The following is a 15,199-nucleotide window of genomic DNA, read 5'->3' as shown; positions in this document are numbered from 1 at the left end:
TTGCGCGGACTCGATGATCTTGATGAGAAGGTGCTGGCATGCCTCACCCGCGACGCCCGCGCGACGTACGCGCAGATCGGTGACGAGGTGGGACTGTCGGCGCCCGCGGTCAAACGGCGGGTCGATCGGCTCCTCGATGACGGGGTGATCAAGGGCTTCACCACCGTCATCGACCCGGCGGCCATGCAATGGACCACCGAGGCCTACGTCCAGGTGTTCTGCCGGGGCAACATCTCGCCCGAGGTGCTCGCCGCGTCCTGGGAACCGATCCAGGAGGTGGTCAGTGCCGCCACCATCACCGGTCAGGCCGATGCGATCCTGCGCTTGATGGCCCGCGACGTCCACCACCTCGAGCAGGCGCTCGAACGGATTCGGCAGGCCGGTGGGGTGGACCGGACCGAGTCGATCATCGTGCTCAGCCACCTCATCGACCGGGGTCATCCCTGATCGGTACCTCGGCCCGGTCGCGCGCCGTTGTGACCGCCGGGCGACGCACGGGGCGTCCCTATACTGGTCGGGTGCCTCGTCCCATGGTCATCGGGGAGACCGAACTCCTTGAAAGTCTGCTCGACGCGTTCGCCGATCTCGGATTCGAGGGCACCAGTGTGCGCGGGATCTGCCGGCACCTCGGGATCAGCCACAATCTGATCCACAGTCGCTACCAATCCAAGGAGGCCGCGTGGTACGCGGCGGTGGATCATGGCTTCGCCCAATTGTTCTCGCTGATGACGATGGAACCCGACGAGGTTCCCGACGACACCATGGAACTGCTGCGGCACGCGATGCACAAGTACGTCGCCGCGACGCTGGCACATCCCGGGCTCGCACGCGTCATCCAAGAGGAGTCGTCACGGCCGGGCCCCCGGTTCGACTACATGCTCGAGCGCTACATCACCCCGACCCGCGAGTTGACGGCGGCGCTACTGCTCGAACTCCAGGAGGCGGGTGTGGTCCGCGAGGGAGCCGTGGAGGCCGTCTACTTCTTCCTCACCACCTGGGGGATCGGCGGACTGGCCAGCGCGGCCCCGGAGATCCGCGGGTCGGCGGCGTTGTCGAGCGAGGACGTCGCGCGATTGGCCGTCGACGTCGTCCTCGACGGTCTGCGTGTCCCGGGTTCCCGAGAAATCGACGTGGATCGCGCCGAATAGATTGACATCTGACAAACAACTCATAGAGTGATCTCAACTACTCTATGGAGGTGCTGTCGTGTCGATCACGATGTCCGACGAGGAAGCCCACACGCCCACGGGTGAGGCCGCATGGCAGGAGAGCTTCTACTTCAACTGGGCCGATCTCGACGGGGAGTCGTTCGGGCTGACCCGGATCGGCTTCAATCCCGCCGACGGCAAGGCCGACGGTCTGCTCATCACCGTGCGCGACGGTCGACTGGAATACGTCTATCCCGCCATCGGGGTACGCGTCGACGACGCCGAACGCACCACCCCGGCACGACGCGGCGTGCGCGTCGGCGCGTTGGGGTACACGATGCGAGAACCGTTGACCCGCTGGCACATCGACCTCGCCGGCCGCACCCGCGTCGATCTCTCCTTCACCGCGCTCGGACCACCGCACGATTACTCGCCGGCCGGTGCCGACACCAACGACGCCGCACCCTCGGGTGCGCACCACTTCGAGCAGTTCGGTGCGGTGACCGGACACATCACCGTCAACGGCCGCGAACACCGGGTCGACGCGTTCGGGCAGCGGGACAAGTCCTGGGGAGTGCGCGAATGGGGCGCCATCCGCGGTTGGGAGTGGCTCACCGGGCACTTCGGTCCGGACCTGGCGTTCAACGTCACCCTGTCGCTGGTCCCCGGTCAGGACGGGCCGTCGGGCTTCCTGTTCCGGGACGGCGAGAACGTCGCGGTGACCGACGCCTCGGTCGACTACACGTGGGGCCGGACCCCGCACGTCCCCGCTGCCGCCGACATCCGGTTGTGCGACGAGCGCGGGGACGTCCACCACATCCACGCCACCGCGCTGGCCCAGGTCCCGCTGGTGAAGAAGGGTTTGTTCCTGCAGGAAACCCACGCCCGATTCGAGATGCAGATCGACGGCGTCACCCGCACCGGCGCCGGCGTGCTCGAGCACGCATGGCACGCCGGAACCGGAGCCGCGCTGCGCCGGCTGCCCGACCTCGCCCCGGTCCTGGCCCGTTCGATCATGGGCCGGATTCGATGATCGCCCGCGTCACCGCCGAATCGCACTGGCGTATCGACGACGTCGGCGGCAAGACCCTGGGATTGGTCCGGCTGCTGCGCGCCGGGCTGCCCGTCCCGGACGCCTGGGTGATCCCGGCGAGCGATTCCCGCGACGAGGTGGCCCGCCGGCGCTGTCTCGATGCGCTGACCCGGTGGTGGCGCGACATCGCGATGGCGGGGCCCGAATCCCGTTGGGCGGTGCGCTCATCGGCGGTCGCCGAGGATCTCGACGGTGCCTCGTTCGCGGGGGTGTACGACACCGTGCTCGGCGTCGGCTCACCCGAGGAACTCGCCGCCGCGGTCCGCCGCTGCTGGGATGCGCACGCCGCGGACCGCGCCGAGGTCTACCGCGGCGAGCGTGACATCGACGCCGGCGGCGGCATCGCCCTCGTCCTGCAGCGGATGCTGATGCCCGACGCCGCCGGAGTCATGCTCACCGCCAATCCGCACCGGCCGTTCGCCGACGAGATCGTCATCGACGCGGCGTGGGGATTGGGCGAGTCCGTCGTCTCCGGCATCGTCGACCCCGACCACATCGTTCTGCAGCGATCCGATGGCAGTGTCCGGCACCGGCGGATCGCCTGCAAGGAGGTCGAGACGGTGTACTCCGATGGTCTGCGGACCCGCCCGGTGGCGCAGTCCCGGCGCACCGAGCCCGCTCTCGACGAGGCGGGAATCGCTGCGCTGTATGCGATCTCGCGTACCGTGGGCACGCGGATCGGCCAAGCCCGCGACATCGAATGGGCGATCTGCGACGGCGAGGTCTACGTGCTGCAGGATCGCCCGATGACCGCACTTCCGAGCGCCGATCCGGTCACGGTCTTCTCGCGCCGCTGGGGCGATGAGTACAAATCCGAGTACTCGCTGCCGCTGTCGGCCGCGGTGATCAACTCGTGGATGGACATTCCGCTCTTCGTCGAACTGCCGCGTCTGCAGAAGCGGGCCGACCTCGCGGCGCGGGAACCGTTCATCCTGTTCAACGGCTACATGTACATGGACGGAGACTACGCCGTCGGCATGGCCCGTTCGTTGCCGAAAGGGATGCGCGAGGATGTCTTCTCGGCCTGGTTCACGCCGATGTGGTTGCGCCACATAGAATCCGCGGACTGGAGTCCGCGGCTGACACTGGAGATCGCGCGTTCGTTCCGCCGGGATCGTGACCGTGCGGGCCAGCACGCCAACCTCGCCGGGATGCGCCATCACGGTGAGCGCGTCGAAGGCGTCGTCGGGCCGCTGCTCACCCAGGACTATCGGACCCTGGACTCGGCGGAGTGGCGTCGGCAATACGATGAACTCGAGTCGATGGGCGTCGAGCATTTCCGGTTGCTGCGGTGGGGCATGGGGATGCACAACACGATGCTGCACCGGCTGTTGCCGCAACTGCTGGCGGCATGGGTGGGCGACAACGACGGTCGGCTCTACACCGACCTGATCAGCGGTCTGCCCGGCACCCGCACCGCACAGATCAACCGGGAGATCTACCAACTGGCCCGGACGGCGTTGCGCGACAGCGAGTTCGCCGCGCAACTGGGCACCGCCGAGGACTTCTGGGCACTGCGCCGCGACACCGACGACCACTCGTTCTGGACACGTTTCGACGACTTCCTCGTCCGGCACGGGCACCGTGCGGACAGCCGTGATGTGGCCGCGCCCCGGTGGCGGGATCAGCCGGAGGTGATCTTCGGGTTCGTGCGCGCCCAGGTTCTCGGTGGGGCGGCCGATCCCGACGTCGGCGAATCGCGGGCCGCGGCCCTGCGTGCCGAGGCGTTGTCGACGGTGCTGGGTCGCGCCGGGCGTGGACCGCTGGGACGGATCCGCACGGGCATCCTGGAGTGGGCGATCCGGTGGACGCAGGAGTTCACCGTCTATCGCGAAAATCAGCGCTATCTGCTGGATTACCTTCTCGCACATGCCCGGTCGTTGATCCTGGCACGGGCGCACGATCTCGTCGAGGCCGGCGTGATCGCCGACGTCGACGACGTGTTCCTGCTGACCGACACCGAATGGTGGGGTGCGGTGTCGCAGTGGGAGGGCGTGGGTGTGCCGATCGATCCCGAGCAACTCGAGAGTCGACGGCAGAACTACCTCACCTATCGCAATCGGCTGCCGGCCACCTACCTGTTCGACGATGTCGAGACCGAGGGGGAGATCGCCGAGGGAGACGCGCCCACCGACGACGACACCGACGGATTGGTGGGTGTGGCGGCCGCGCGTGGTGTGGCCACCGGACCGACCCGCGCGGTCACCGACATCACCGAGCTCGCCGACGTCCGGGCCGGTGACATCCTGGTCGCCAAGAACATCGATCCGGGGTGGACGGCGGTCTTCCCGCTCCTCGGAGGGCTCATCACCGAGACCGGTGGCGTGTTGAGCCACGGGGCGATCCTGGCGCGCGAGTACGGGATTCCCACCGTCACCGGCATCCCGCACGCGGTGTCGAGATTCGCCGCGGAGACCGTGGTCGAGGTCGACGGTGGACGTGGTGTCGTCACCGTCGTCGAGGACCCGATCACCGATGTCGTCGCGGGTGTGCCCGACGGTGGGCGGGAGGCGTCCGCGGTCGTCTGATGCGGTGGGCCCCCGCCCGGGTGTCTTTGGGCACCCGGGCGAGGCCGTGGTAGCCTCGCTGACGTGATCAGCACCGTGCGCGCCTATTGGCGTTTCTTTATCGAGGCTCCGGGTGAGCCTGCGATGAAGCGCTGACGCGTCGCACAACCTCAACCCGGAGCCCCGAGCAGTGACCATCAGGTCGCTGCTCTTGTCATGTCAAGGGCTTTCCGGCGAGAACGAGGTGGGCGGGCCCGAGATCCACGACAGGCCCCCACCGCGAAAGGCACCCACGTGACCACCCTCGGAGATATGCCCCGAACATCGGCATCGACGATCGCTGCCGAATCCACCTCGGACCGCAGGATCAAAGCGTTCCGGGCGATTCCGTCGCCCGACAGCATCCGCACCGAACTGCCGTTGACCGCGCGTCGAGCGCTGGCCGTGCAGCGTGATCGTGATGAGATCGCCGCAATCCTCGCCGGCACCGACGACCGGCTGCTCGTCGTCGTGGGGCCGTGTTCGGTGCATGATCCGATCGCCGCGCTCGATTACGCCCGACGGCTCGCACCGCTCGCGCAGCGTTACGCCGAGAAGCTCAAGATCGTCATGCGGGTCTACTTCGAGAAGCCGCGCACCACGGTCGGCTGGAAGGGCCTGATCAACGATCCCGGGATGGACGAGACCTACGACGTCGAGCGGGGCCTGCGGACCGCGCGGTCGTTGCTGCTCGACATCATCGACCTCGGTCTGCCGGTGGGATGTGAGTTCCTCGAACCGACCAGCCCCCAGTACATCGCGGATGCTGTCGCGTGGGGGGCCATCGGTGCCCGCACCACCGAATCGCAGGTGCACCGGCAGTTGGCGTCGGGTCTGTCGATGCCGATCGGGTTCAAGAACGGCACCGACGGCAACGTGCAGGTGGCCATCGACGGTGTGAAAGCGGCTGCCGCACAGCATGTCTTCTTCGGCGTCGACGACTTCGGGCACGGCGCGCTGGTGGAGTCGGCGGGTAACGCCGACTGCCACATCATCCTGCGCGGCGGCACCCACGGGCCGAACTTCGACGACGACTCGGTCACCGCTGCGGTCGCCGCGCTGGCGAAGGCCGGTCTGCCGGCGCGCGTGATGATCGATGCGAGCCATGCCAATTCGGGTAAGGACCACGTCCGTCAGGCCGAGGTCGCCCGCGAGATCGCGGCGTCGGTCCGCGCGCGGCGCGCGGCAGGCCAGGAGTCGCAGATCAGCGGTGTGATGCTGGAGAGCTTCATCGAGGCGGGCGCGCAGTCGCCCGACGCCACGCCGCTGGTGTACGGCAAGTCGGTCACGGACAAGTGCATGGACTGGGAGGTCAGCGCCGCGGTGCTGGCGGAGTTGGCGCAGGCCTGATCATCCTGGTGCCCAGGCTGATTGGCTGACCCTACCTCAGATCACGTCGATGTCGGGTCGGCCGTCGGGGATGGTGACGAGCGCGCGACGATGCAGCGGGGCGCCCGGATCGCCGATCGAATCGGTGACGCGGAATTCGGCCTGCCACTGTGTGTGGGTGATCCGGTGCAGCACATACCCGCGTTGGGAGCTGCCGAAGTGGATGAGCGGTGACCCGGCCTTGAGTGCGCGGTCCTGATCGTCGCTGTCCTGCCCGTCACCGCCCGAGGCGATCGAGGTGCCGGCGAGTTCGACCCCGACGGTGGGGGACGGGCGGGTGTAGGTGGATCGCAACTCCGACACGATATTCCGGTGGATGTCGCCGACGATGGACACGAGGTTTCCCACCCTGCGGTGGCGGGCGCCGTCGAGGATTCGGTCGCGCGACGCCTCGTATCCGCTCCACCCATCCATGCTGACGGCGCGAATTCCGTTGTCGTCGTGGGCCAGATCGGCGATGGGTGTCTGATGGGCGAGCACATTCCAGCGGGTCCGGCTCGCGGATAGCCCGTCGAGAATCCAGCGTTCCTGTGCCACCCCGGTGATGGTGCGACGTGTGTCGGCGGTGGCGGCGTTCTGGCCGGTGTCGTTGTCGCCGTTGACCTGATCACTGCGGTGGGTCCGGGTGTCGAGCACACTGACGGTGGCGAGGTCACCGAAGACGAATCGGCGGTAGGCGCGAAAACCGTTACCGGGCGCGGAGACCCGGGTGGGGGTGTTCTCCCACCAGGCTCGGATCGCCTGTGCGTGACGGGTCACGAACTGCGGTATCGGCTGATCGTCCTCGGGGATGTCGGCGGCCCAGTTGTTGTCCACCTCGTGGTCGTCGAAGATCGTGATGAACGGGCTGGTGGCGTGCGCGCGTTGCAGATCGGCGTCGAGTTTGTAGAGCGCGTACCGGTCGCGGTAGTCGTCGAGGGTCGCACACTCCCGATGCGCGGAGGCCGGCATGGCCGTCGTCGCGCGGGCACCGCCGTCCGGTGGGATGGGCTTCTCGTAGATGTAGTCGCCGAGATGGGCGATGACGTCGGGTGCGGTGCGTGCCATGTCGGCGAAGGCGTTGTAGAAGCCGTCGGCCCAGGACTGGCACGAGGCCATCGCGACGGTCAGTTGCCCCACCGGTGATCCCGCGGCCGGTGCGGTGCGGGTGCGTCCGACCCGTGACGTCTCACCAAGCGCCCGGAATCGGTAGAAGTAGTCGGTCGCGGGCGCGAGTCCGCGGACGTCCACGTGCACACTGTGACCGCCGCGCGCGGTGGCCGTCGTCGTGCCGCGTCGCAGCACGAGCCGCATGCCCTCGTCGGCGGCGAGTTCCCAGTCGACCCGATGTGACGCCGCGCCCATGCCACCGGCGCGGGCCAGGGGATCGACGGCGAGGCGGGTCCACAGCACGATGCCGTCGGGGAGGGGATCGCCGGAGGCCACACCGAGGGTGAACGGATTCCCGCCGGATCGTGGTGCGGGCGCCGACGCCGCGTCGGTGGCGAAAAGGGTCGGCGCGGTGGCGAGTCCGGCGGCGACACCAGTCCAGGTGAGGAATCGGCGACGGGTGAGGCCGCCGCGGACCACCTTGTCGGGTCCCACGCGCAGGGTCGAGAGTTGTGCACCGGGCATGCGGCTCAGCCGACCAGTGCCGGATGACGCCGAATCGGCCCACCGTCAACCGCGGGGTGCGGACGAGGTGAAGACGCGTGGCGGTGTGAGAGTGGCTGTCAGGCTGGCCGTCAGATCGCGTAGGCCAGGACCAGCCACACCGCGATGTAGTGCAGCAGCGCGGCGACGGCGGTGCAGGCGTGGAAGACCTCGTGGTGTCCGAAATGTGTCGGCCACGGATTGGGCCAGCGGGCGGCGTAGAGGATGCCGCCGACGGTGTAGAAGACGCCACCCAGGGCGAGCAGGACGATGACGGTGATGCTCGTGTGGGCCACCAGGGTCGGGGCGACGGCGACGATCACCCAGCCGAGCAGCACGTAGAGCGACACCCCGAGCCATCGGGGAGCGGCCGGCCAGGCGAGTTTGAGGACGACACCGCTCAGTGCCCCGGCCCAGACGATCCCGAGGACCCACCATCGGGCCGGGGACGGCAGGCCGACCGCGCAGAACGGGGTGTAGGTGCCGGCGATGAACAGGAAGATCATCGAGTGGTCGGCGCGTTTCATCCGGATCTGCGCACGCGGGGTCTTCCACGGGATGCGGTGATAGCTCGCCGAGACCGCGAAGACACCGAACACGGTGAGCGCGTAGACGGCGCAGGCCAGCGCCGCGGCGGTACCGCGCAGAAAGGCCGCACCGATGATCACGGCGACACCGCAGATCGCGGCGACGTAGGCCGAGTACTGGTGGATGACGCCGCGTAACCGTGGTCGGTCGGCGAGATGTGGCGGCAGCATCGAGGTCACGAAACCTACGGTACCGTAACTTAGCGGGTGGACGGGATGATCTGTCGATCACCCGCACGCCGTCCGGTGCGCGTGGTCACCGTGGTGGGAGTGGTTCGGAACCGTTGTACCTGCGCAGCAGCGCGGCGAACTGCTCGATGTCCTGCGTCGGCCAGTCGGTCAATCGGGAGGCGATCTCGACGCCGCTGCGGTGCCGGATCTGATCGAGGACTGCGCGCGCGGAGTCGGTGATCTCCAGCGCCTGAGTGCGCGGCGACTCGTGAGTGTCGCTGCGGGTGAGCAGTTCGCGGCGTCGCAGTTCGCCCAGTTGTCTACTCGCCGTGGACTTGTCGATATGGGCGGCACGCGCGAGGTCGGAGGCGCTGATGCCGGGGTTGTCGGCGACCAGGCTCAGCAGCGAGTACTCCACGAAGGTCAACCCGGCATCGCCGTAGATTTCCCGAGCCCCGTTCCGGAGGCGCCGGGACAGGGTCACCAGTTCGTGGGCGACCTGCTCGGCGGTCGTCGATTGCGACTCGGCATCCATGGTTGTATTCTACAACTCGTTATAGTTGCATAATGCAACTCAGCTGACTTCTGGAGGAGAGTGACATGTCTGCTGCGCCCACGCCACCGCTGCCGATCAAGACGATCGCGTCGCATGTGGCGGTGCCGTTCGTGATCGGCATCGTCATGGCCCTGTGCTATCTCGGTGGATTCCACAAGCCCGATCCGCAGGGCCTTCGCATCGATGTCGTCGGGTCGGGTGTGCAGACCGCGGTGACGGCACAACAGTTGCAGCAGGATCTCGGTGACAAGGTGGCGGTCCGCACCGTCGACGATGAAGATGCCGCCCGTGACGCGATCGAACGGCGCGAGATCGTTGCCGCGTTCGTTCCCGATCGGCCGACCGCGCAGCTGATGGTGTCGACGGCGGCCGGTGACCCGACGGCCGTCACCGTCGAACGCATCTTCTCCGCCATCACCATCGCCCGTGACCAGCCGCTTCGGATCGTCGACGTGGTGCCCGTCGATGCCACCCGTGATCCGTCCGGGCAGAGCATCTTCTTCTTCCTGGTCGCGCTGACGGTCGGGTCGTACGGCACGGGTATCGCGATCGCGGTGGCCGCGGGCGGCCGCGACATCCGGGTCCGGGCGGGGATCGCCGTCGCGGCGTCGGTGCTGGTGGCGGCGGTGATCTCAGCGATCGCGGTGTGGGGATTCGACGCCCTGCCCGGTGCCGAGTGGGAGATGTTCGGGTTGGCGATTCCGTATGCCCTGGCCACCATGCTCTTCGCGGTCGGGCTGCATCCGCTGATCGGGCGTTTCACGACGCTGGCGATGGTGACGATCTTCGTCGGCCTGAACTTCACCAGTTCGGGCGGTGTGTTCCCGCCGCAGTTGCAGCCCCGGTTCTTCGGAGTGCTGCACGACTTCTGGATCGGTGCCGGCTTCCAGGAATCGGCGCGTGACCTCGCCTATTTCCCACAGGTCGGCGTCGGCGGTGAGGTCGCCAAGATCATCGGCTGGCTGATCGCGGCGGTGGCGCTGGTCGGCGTGGCCGCGGCTGTGGAGCGTCGTCGTCGGCATCCGGAGGTCGCCGCACCCGGGGGTCCGGCCGGTCGGCACGAGCGTGCCGCACTGTCGCCGGCCGCCGAGGAGGAACTCGCCGAGGACGTAGTTGCCTGAGCGTGGCGGCGGTGTCAGCGTCGGGCGCTAATCTGGTCGCGATGAAACTGCTTCCCGATCGTCTGCGCGGACCGATGCTCAGCGTCTACGAGCGACGGCTGGTCCAACTCATGGACACGACCCGGCTGCCGCATCACGTCGCGATCATCTGCGACGGCAATCGGCGCTGGGCGCGTGAGGCCGGATTCGAGGATGTCAGTCACGGTCACCGGGTCGGGGCCCGGCGCATCGCCGACATGCTGGGCTGGTGTTCGGAACTCGACATCGAGACCGTCACCATCTACCTGCTGTCGACGGAGAACCTGCAACGCGAATCCGAGGAACTCGACGCGTTGATGGAGATCGTGCCCGACATCGTCGACGAGATCTCCGGGCCCGTCGGTGACGGCGCCGACGATGACGTCCCGGCCGGCGACTGGCGCGTTCGCATCGTCGGGACACTCGATCAGTTGCCCGGGGCGGTGGCCGATCGGCTGCGTGCGGCGTCGGAGCGGACGCAGGGACGTACCGGGATGAACGTGAATGTGGCGGTCGGGTACGGCGGGCGTCAGGAGATCGTCGACGCGGTGCGGGCGTTGTTGACCGATGCCGCCGATGCCGGTGCCACCCCGCAGGAGATGATCGGCGCGGTCACTGTCGAGGGGATCGATCGCAATCTCTATACGAAGGGGCAGCCCGATCCGGATCTGGTGATCCGGACCTCGGGGGAGCAGCGGTTGTCCGGTTTTCTGTTGTGGCAGAGCGCGTATTCGGAGATCTGGTTTACCGACGCGTACTGGCCGGAGTTTCGGCGGGTGGATTTCCTTCGCGCACTTCGTGATTACGCGGCGAGGAGTCGTCGGTTCGGGAAGTGAGTTTGGCTCCGGTCGGAATTGAGGTCACGCAGAGGCGTGACGCCAGGTGATGTCGTTTCACTCGAGCGGGCCGGGCGGGCTGCCATTCGTGATGAGTTCGGTCAGTGCGTTGACGTCGGTGTCGAATGTCGATGCGGCCGGGGTACCGAATCCGACGAGGATGCCACCCCCGGGGTTGCCGTCCCGGTCGATGACCGCCGGTGCATCGGGATGGCGGAGCGAGTCGAGGCCCACGAGCGAGAAACCGCGGTCCCACCCGGCGTTCAGCACCCGGCTCTCGGCGTCGTGACCCATTCCGACGACGGCGTGCAGGCCCGCCGGAATTCCGCCGACGGTGATGCCTTGTTCGGCCAAACGGGTGATCAGCGTGTCACGGCGGCGACGATAGAATTGCCTGCTGCGTCGGATGTGCTTGTCGTAAGCCCCCGTGGCGATCATGTCGGCCAACACCAGCTGATCGACGACGCTCGCATCGGGTTCGCGAATTCCCTTGGCCCACATGACCGTGTCCACCAGGCGAGGCGGCAAGACGATCCATCCGATCCGCACCGCGGGGGACAGGCTCTTACTGACCGAGCCGACGTAGATCACCTGTTCCGGCGCGAGCCCCTGCAGGGCGCCGACGGGTTCGCGGTCGTAACGGAGCTCGCCGTCGTAGTCGTCCTCGATGATCAGTGCATCGCTGCGGCGTGCCCACTCGATCACCTGGCGGCGGCGGTCGGGTTCCAGCGCAACGCCCAGGGGAAACTGGTGGCTCGGTGTGAGAAGAACGGCGGAGACATCCCGGTCGACGAGATCCTCGACGACGGCGCCGTGATGATCCACAGGGATGGGCTCGATCGAAACCCCTTGACGCGCAATGACGTCGCGGTGGAACGGTAGTCCGTAACCTTCGACCGCGATGCGTCGGCCGAGGACGGTGCGTCCGAGAAGCTCGAGCGCACTCATCACCGAGGTGGTCAGCACGATGCGGTCCGGCGTGGTGCGGACCCCGCGGGCCCGGGACAGATAGTGCGCGAGTTCGGTTCGTAGGCGTTCGCTGCCGTTCGGTGGTGACGGCCCGAACACTGCATCGGGTGCCTCGGCGAGCGCACGGCGGGTCGCGGCCACCCATTCGGCTCGCGGAAACAACGACGCGTTGGGCTGACCCAGTGAGAAGTCGTGTCTGACACTGGCGGTAGCCGATGGAACGTGGCTTCCGGGGCTTTCCACCGAACGGGCGGCCCCGGCAGCCACTGTGGTCCCCGATCCCTGTCGTGCGATCAGGCGCCCCTCGGCGACGAGTTCGTTGTACACCGCGGTCACCGTGCCGCGCGACAGGCCGACGTCGGCGGCCAGCGACCGATACGGAGGCAACGTCGTGCCGGCCGGGAGTCGGCCGTCGGCGATGGCATCGCGCAGCGCATCGGCGAGTCGGCGCCGCAACTGGGCGCCTCGACCGCGTGCCGTCGTGGACGGATCCGGCTGCAGGTCCAGGAACAGATCGGTGCCCAGCCGTGCCGCCAGCTCGTCCCACGGATCGGGCCCGCGAATGGCCTGTTGATCTGTCACCGAATTGACCCTCGATTCTGATGCACTCCGACGGTACCCGGATCGACGATAGTCCGCCGGTGAGGGGTGTTGTCGAACAACGAGAACCACGTGGGACGGGCGAAACCTGAGGGAAGAATGGTTCGTCCCCGGGGTTCGTGATCGTCCGTGGGAATTGCTGGGGGACGAATCTGTCAGTGGGGGAGGAGTTCTCGGCGCGGCAATCTGGCCGACCGGGTTGTGCACAGCCTGATCTGGTGCGGATGCCGCTTGATCCGTTTTGTCGGTGGTCGGGTATAGCGTGGGGGTCAGAGGGTTGGAGATGGTTCCGGCGGCGTGATCTCCGGGATCGGATTCGACTGTGAGCGAATGGTTATCCGGTTCTGCTGACTGCGTGGGAGGGGGTGGTGTCGGTGTTCACCTATGACGTCGATGCCGATCTCGCGCGGGTGCGGTCGATGTCGTTGGCCGAGTGTGGGGAGCAGGCGCGGTTGGCGTTGATGCGGTCGCGTCGTGAGGAAGCGCGAGTGGTGTTGTTGGCCGGGGAGATCGGTCGGCGTTCCTATGAGGAGGCCCTTGCCGGGTTGCCGGGGTTGCGGCAGATGGTGGTGCGGGATCGGGCGGTGAAGGCGGCGGTGGGGGATGTGTCGTTGGCGTTGGGGATCACGCGGTCCAGGGCGCGGCAGTGGATGAATCTCGAGGATCTGTTGCTGGATTTCCCGAAGATCCGGGTGGCGTTCTTGGAGGGGCAGTATTCGACGCATCGGGTGAGGATTCTGGTGCAGGCGGCTGAGCGTGCGGCGATGAACGCCAAGCCCGAGCCGAGCACCGGAGGTGGGGACAGTGCTGGTGGTGAGGACGGCACCGGCGGTGACGGCAGCACGTGTGATGGTGATGGTGTGCCGCAACCGGATTCCGATGGTGCGCAGGGTCAGACCAACGACGACGCCGCCGACGGTGATGCCGGCGAGGCTGATCGTGTCGACGGCGGTGATGCCGATCGTGACGCGGAGGTGGATGCCGAGGGTCGTGGCGTCGACGGAGATGACGCCGATCCCGACGCCGATCCCGATGCCGATGAGACTGACGCCGAGCGGCCGTCGTTTGAGGATATTGCGTTGGAGTTGGGTGCGCGGGATACCGCTGATTCGGTGTTGCGTGATGATCTGGATGACGCGTTGATCGCTGATGACGCGGATCGGGCGACGCGGTCGCGGGAGGAGTTCGAGCAGGACTGGGCGGATGTGATCGTCCGGAATGATATCGATGGTCACGCCACGATTGCTGCGTGTGTGCTGGCGCAGGATGGGATTTATCTGCGGGAGCGGATGGCGAAGTTGATTGCGCGGCGGGTGTGTCGGCATGATCCGCGGTGGGTGGGGTTGTTGCGGACGGTGGCGTTCGGTGAGTTGCTCGGCGCGCCGGGGGTGCGGTTGGGGTGTCAGTGCGGGTTGGATAATTGCCCTGCTCCGGCCGCTCGTCGGCAGCGACGGCACGAGGCCAAGGCGGCTGCGGGCCGCGCTGCGGGCAAGTCCACGCCGTCCGAGTCCTCGCCGACCCCGGCATCCGAGCCGGTCCAGGATTCCCCGCCGATCTCGTCTGAATCTGGCCCGTTCGAGTCCGCGCCGTCGGAGTCCGAGCCTGTCACGTCCGAGTCCTCGACCGAGGTGGTGGTGTTCGGCGAGGCGTCGTTCACGGTGTCCGGTCCCGACGAGGTGCTCGCTCCGAGACATGATGATGCCGAGGAGTACCTGCCCGACGAGGACACCGCGCCCGAACCCGATGACCCGCACGCTCATCACGACCTGCAGTGGGACCCCGATGACGATCGTAATGTCAACGGCCACAATGACACCAACGGCGACGGCAACGACGACAGCGCCGACGAGACCGGCGGCATGGACGCCGCAGGCGCGTCGACGGCTGTGGTGCCGGTCGACACCTCTCCGGTGCCGGTGATGGCGGTGACGTCCCCGATCGTGCCGGCCCCGCCGGTATCGGGGCAGGTCGTGCCGGTCACCCCGGCGCAACCACCGGCGTTTCTGCTGGTGCGTGACGCGAGTGGGCAGATCCCGGACCGGTTGCACGGGTACGGCGCGATCGATCCGGTCCAGGCCGAACATGTCGCAGCCCATGCCCGGGTGATCTGGGTGCCCGATCACGCCCGCCCGGCCCTGCAACGCTTACAGAAGGTGGTCGATCGGGCGCAAGCGCCGCCGGTGGACCCGACCGGTCATGGTGGCTACACCTCGCCGCCGCCGGGGGCGTTGACCTATGCCCCGTCGCAGCGGATACGTGATGAGGTCTTGTCCACCGACCTGTGGTGCCGGTACCCGTTCTGCGGGATGCCCGCACACCTCTGCGAACTCGATCACCTGGTCGCGTTCTTCCATGCCAACCCCGCCGAGGGTGGCTGGACCGTGGTGGAAAACCTTGCGCCCCTGTGTAAACCGGACCATCACCGCAAGCACGTCGGGCATTGGCGTGGCGTCATGCACCTCGACCGGTCCATCACCTGGACCAACATCCACACCGGACAGATCCTCATCACCTACCCCAGGTGATCGCAGGG

Annotated in this window: 12 protein-coding genes; 8 read left to right on the top strand and 4 right to left on the bottom strand. The window is 67.5% G+C overall.

What is annotated here, in order from left to right; translation table 11 throughout:
- The 5 genes from ABLE94_RS08860 (at window position 1) to ABLE94_RS08840 (ending at window position 6,137) form a co-directional block, all read left to right on the top strand.
- Window positions 1-447: an Lrp/AsnC family transcriptional regulator gene (locus ABLE94_RS08860; protein WP_348802727.1), complete on the top strand. Its 447-nt coding sequence runs from the start codon at window positions 1-3 to the stop codon at window positions 445-447.
- A gap of 71 nt (window positions 448-518) precedes the next feature.
- Window positions 519-1,148 carry a TetR/AcrR family transcriptional regulator gene (locus ABLE94_RS08855; protein WP_348802726.1) on the top strand — a complete coding sequence of 210 codons (630 nt, stop codon included), beginning with the start codon at window positions 519-521 and terminating at the stop codon, window positions 1,146-1,148.
- 58 nt (window positions 1,149-1,206) lie between these two features.
- The gene (locus ABLE94_RS08850) at window positions 1,207-2,181 is read left to right on the top strand and encodes a DUF7064 domain-containing protein (protein WP_348802725.1); all 975 of its coding nucleotides are present in this window, start codon (window positions 1,207-1,209) and stop codon (window positions 2,179-2,181) included.
- Window positions 2,178-4,769 carry a PEP/pyruvate-binding domain-containing protein gene (locus tag ABLE94_RS08845; RefSeq protein WP_348808597.1) on the top strand — a complete coding sequence of 864 codons (2,592 nt, stop codon included), beginning with the start codon at window positions 2,178-2,180 and terminating at the stop codon, window positions 4,767-4,769. The genes ABLE94_RS08850 and ABLE94_RS08845 overlap by 4 nt, the downstream gene beginning before the upstream one ends.
- Before the next feature lie 291 nt (window positions 4,770-5,060).
- Complete coding sequence (locus ABLE94_RS08840) at window positions 5,061-6,137, top strand: 3-deoxy-7-phosphoheptulonate synthase (RefSeq protein WP_348808596.1); 1,077 nt, start codon at window positions 5,061-5,063, stop codon at window positions 6,135-6,137.
- Between the two features lie 36 nt (window positions 6,138-6,173).
- Here ABLE94_RS08840 and ABLE94_RS08835 read toward each other — a convergent pair whose 3' ends face one another.
- The 3 genes from ABLE94_RS08835 to ABLE94_RS08825 all read right to left on the bottom strand — a co-directional run bounded on the left by ABLE94_RS08835 (window position 6,174) and on the right by ABLE94_RS08825 (window position 9,101).
- Complete coding sequence (locus ABLE94_RS08835; protein WP_348808595.1) at window positions 6,174-7,790, bottom strand: alkaline phosphatase D family protein; 1,617 nt, start codon at window positions 7,788-7,790, stop codon at window positions 6,174-6,176.
- A 110-nt stretch (window positions 7,791-7,900) separates the two neighbouring features.
- A complete protein-coding gene (gene trhA / locus ABLE94_RS08830; protein WP_348808624.1) occupies window positions 7,901-8,566 on the bottom strand; it encodes a PAQR family membrane homeostasis protein TrhA in 666 nt (221 codons plus the stop codon).
- A gap of 85 nt (window positions 8,567-8,651) precedes the next feature.
- Window positions 8,652-9,101 (bottom strand): MarR family winged helix-turn-helix transcriptional regulator, encoded by a 450-nt coding sequence (locus ABLE94_RS08825; protein ID WP_348808594.1) that lies wholly within the window; start codon window positions 9,099-9,101, stop codon window positions 8,652-8,654.
- 65 nt (window positions 9,102-9,166) lie between these two features.
- On the opposite strand from ABLE94_RS08825, the gene ABLE94_RS08820 reads away from it, so the two are divergent.
- A complete protein-coding gene (locus ABLE94_RS08820; RefSeq protein WP_348808593.1) occupies window positions 9,167-10,243 on the top strand; it encodes an ABC-2 transporter permease in 1,077 nt (358 codons plus the stop codon).
- 41 nt (window positions 10,244-10,284) lie between these two features.
- A complete protein-coding gene (locus tag ABLE94_RS08815; protein ID WP_348808592.1) occupies window positions 10,285-11,097 on the top strand; it encodes an isoprenyl transferase in 813 nt (270 codons plus the stop codon).
- 57 nt (window positions 11,098-11,154) lie between these two features.
- Here ABLE94_RS08815 and pdxR read toward each other — a convergent pair whose 3' ends face one another.
- Window positions 11,155-12,648, bottom strand: coding sequence for a MocR-like pyridoxine biosynthesis transcription factor PdxR (gene pdxR / locus ABLE94_RS08810; RefSeq protein WP_348802718.1), 1,494 nt, complete (start codon window positions 12,646-12,648; stop codon window positions 11,155-11,157).
- A gap of 386 nt (window positions 12,649-13,034) precedes the next feature.
- Between pdxR and ABLE94_RS08805 the strand changes: the two genes are divergently transcribed.
- A complete protein-coding gene (locus tag ABLE94_RS08805; RefSeq protein WP_348808591.1) occupies window positions 13,035-15,191 on the top strand; it encodes an HNH endonuclease signature motif containing protein in 2,157 nt (718 codons plus the stop codon).
- Window positions 15,192-15,199 lie beyond the last annotated feature (8 nt).

The organism is Gordonia sp. VNK1, from assembly GCF_040049135.1.
GTDB lineage: Bacteria > Actinomycetota > Actinomycetes > Mycobacteriales > Mycobacteriaceae > Gordonia > Gordonia oleivorans.
The sequence above is the reverse complement of the archived record's forward strand: the minus strand, read 5'-3'. Positions and strand labels throughout refer to the sequence as shown.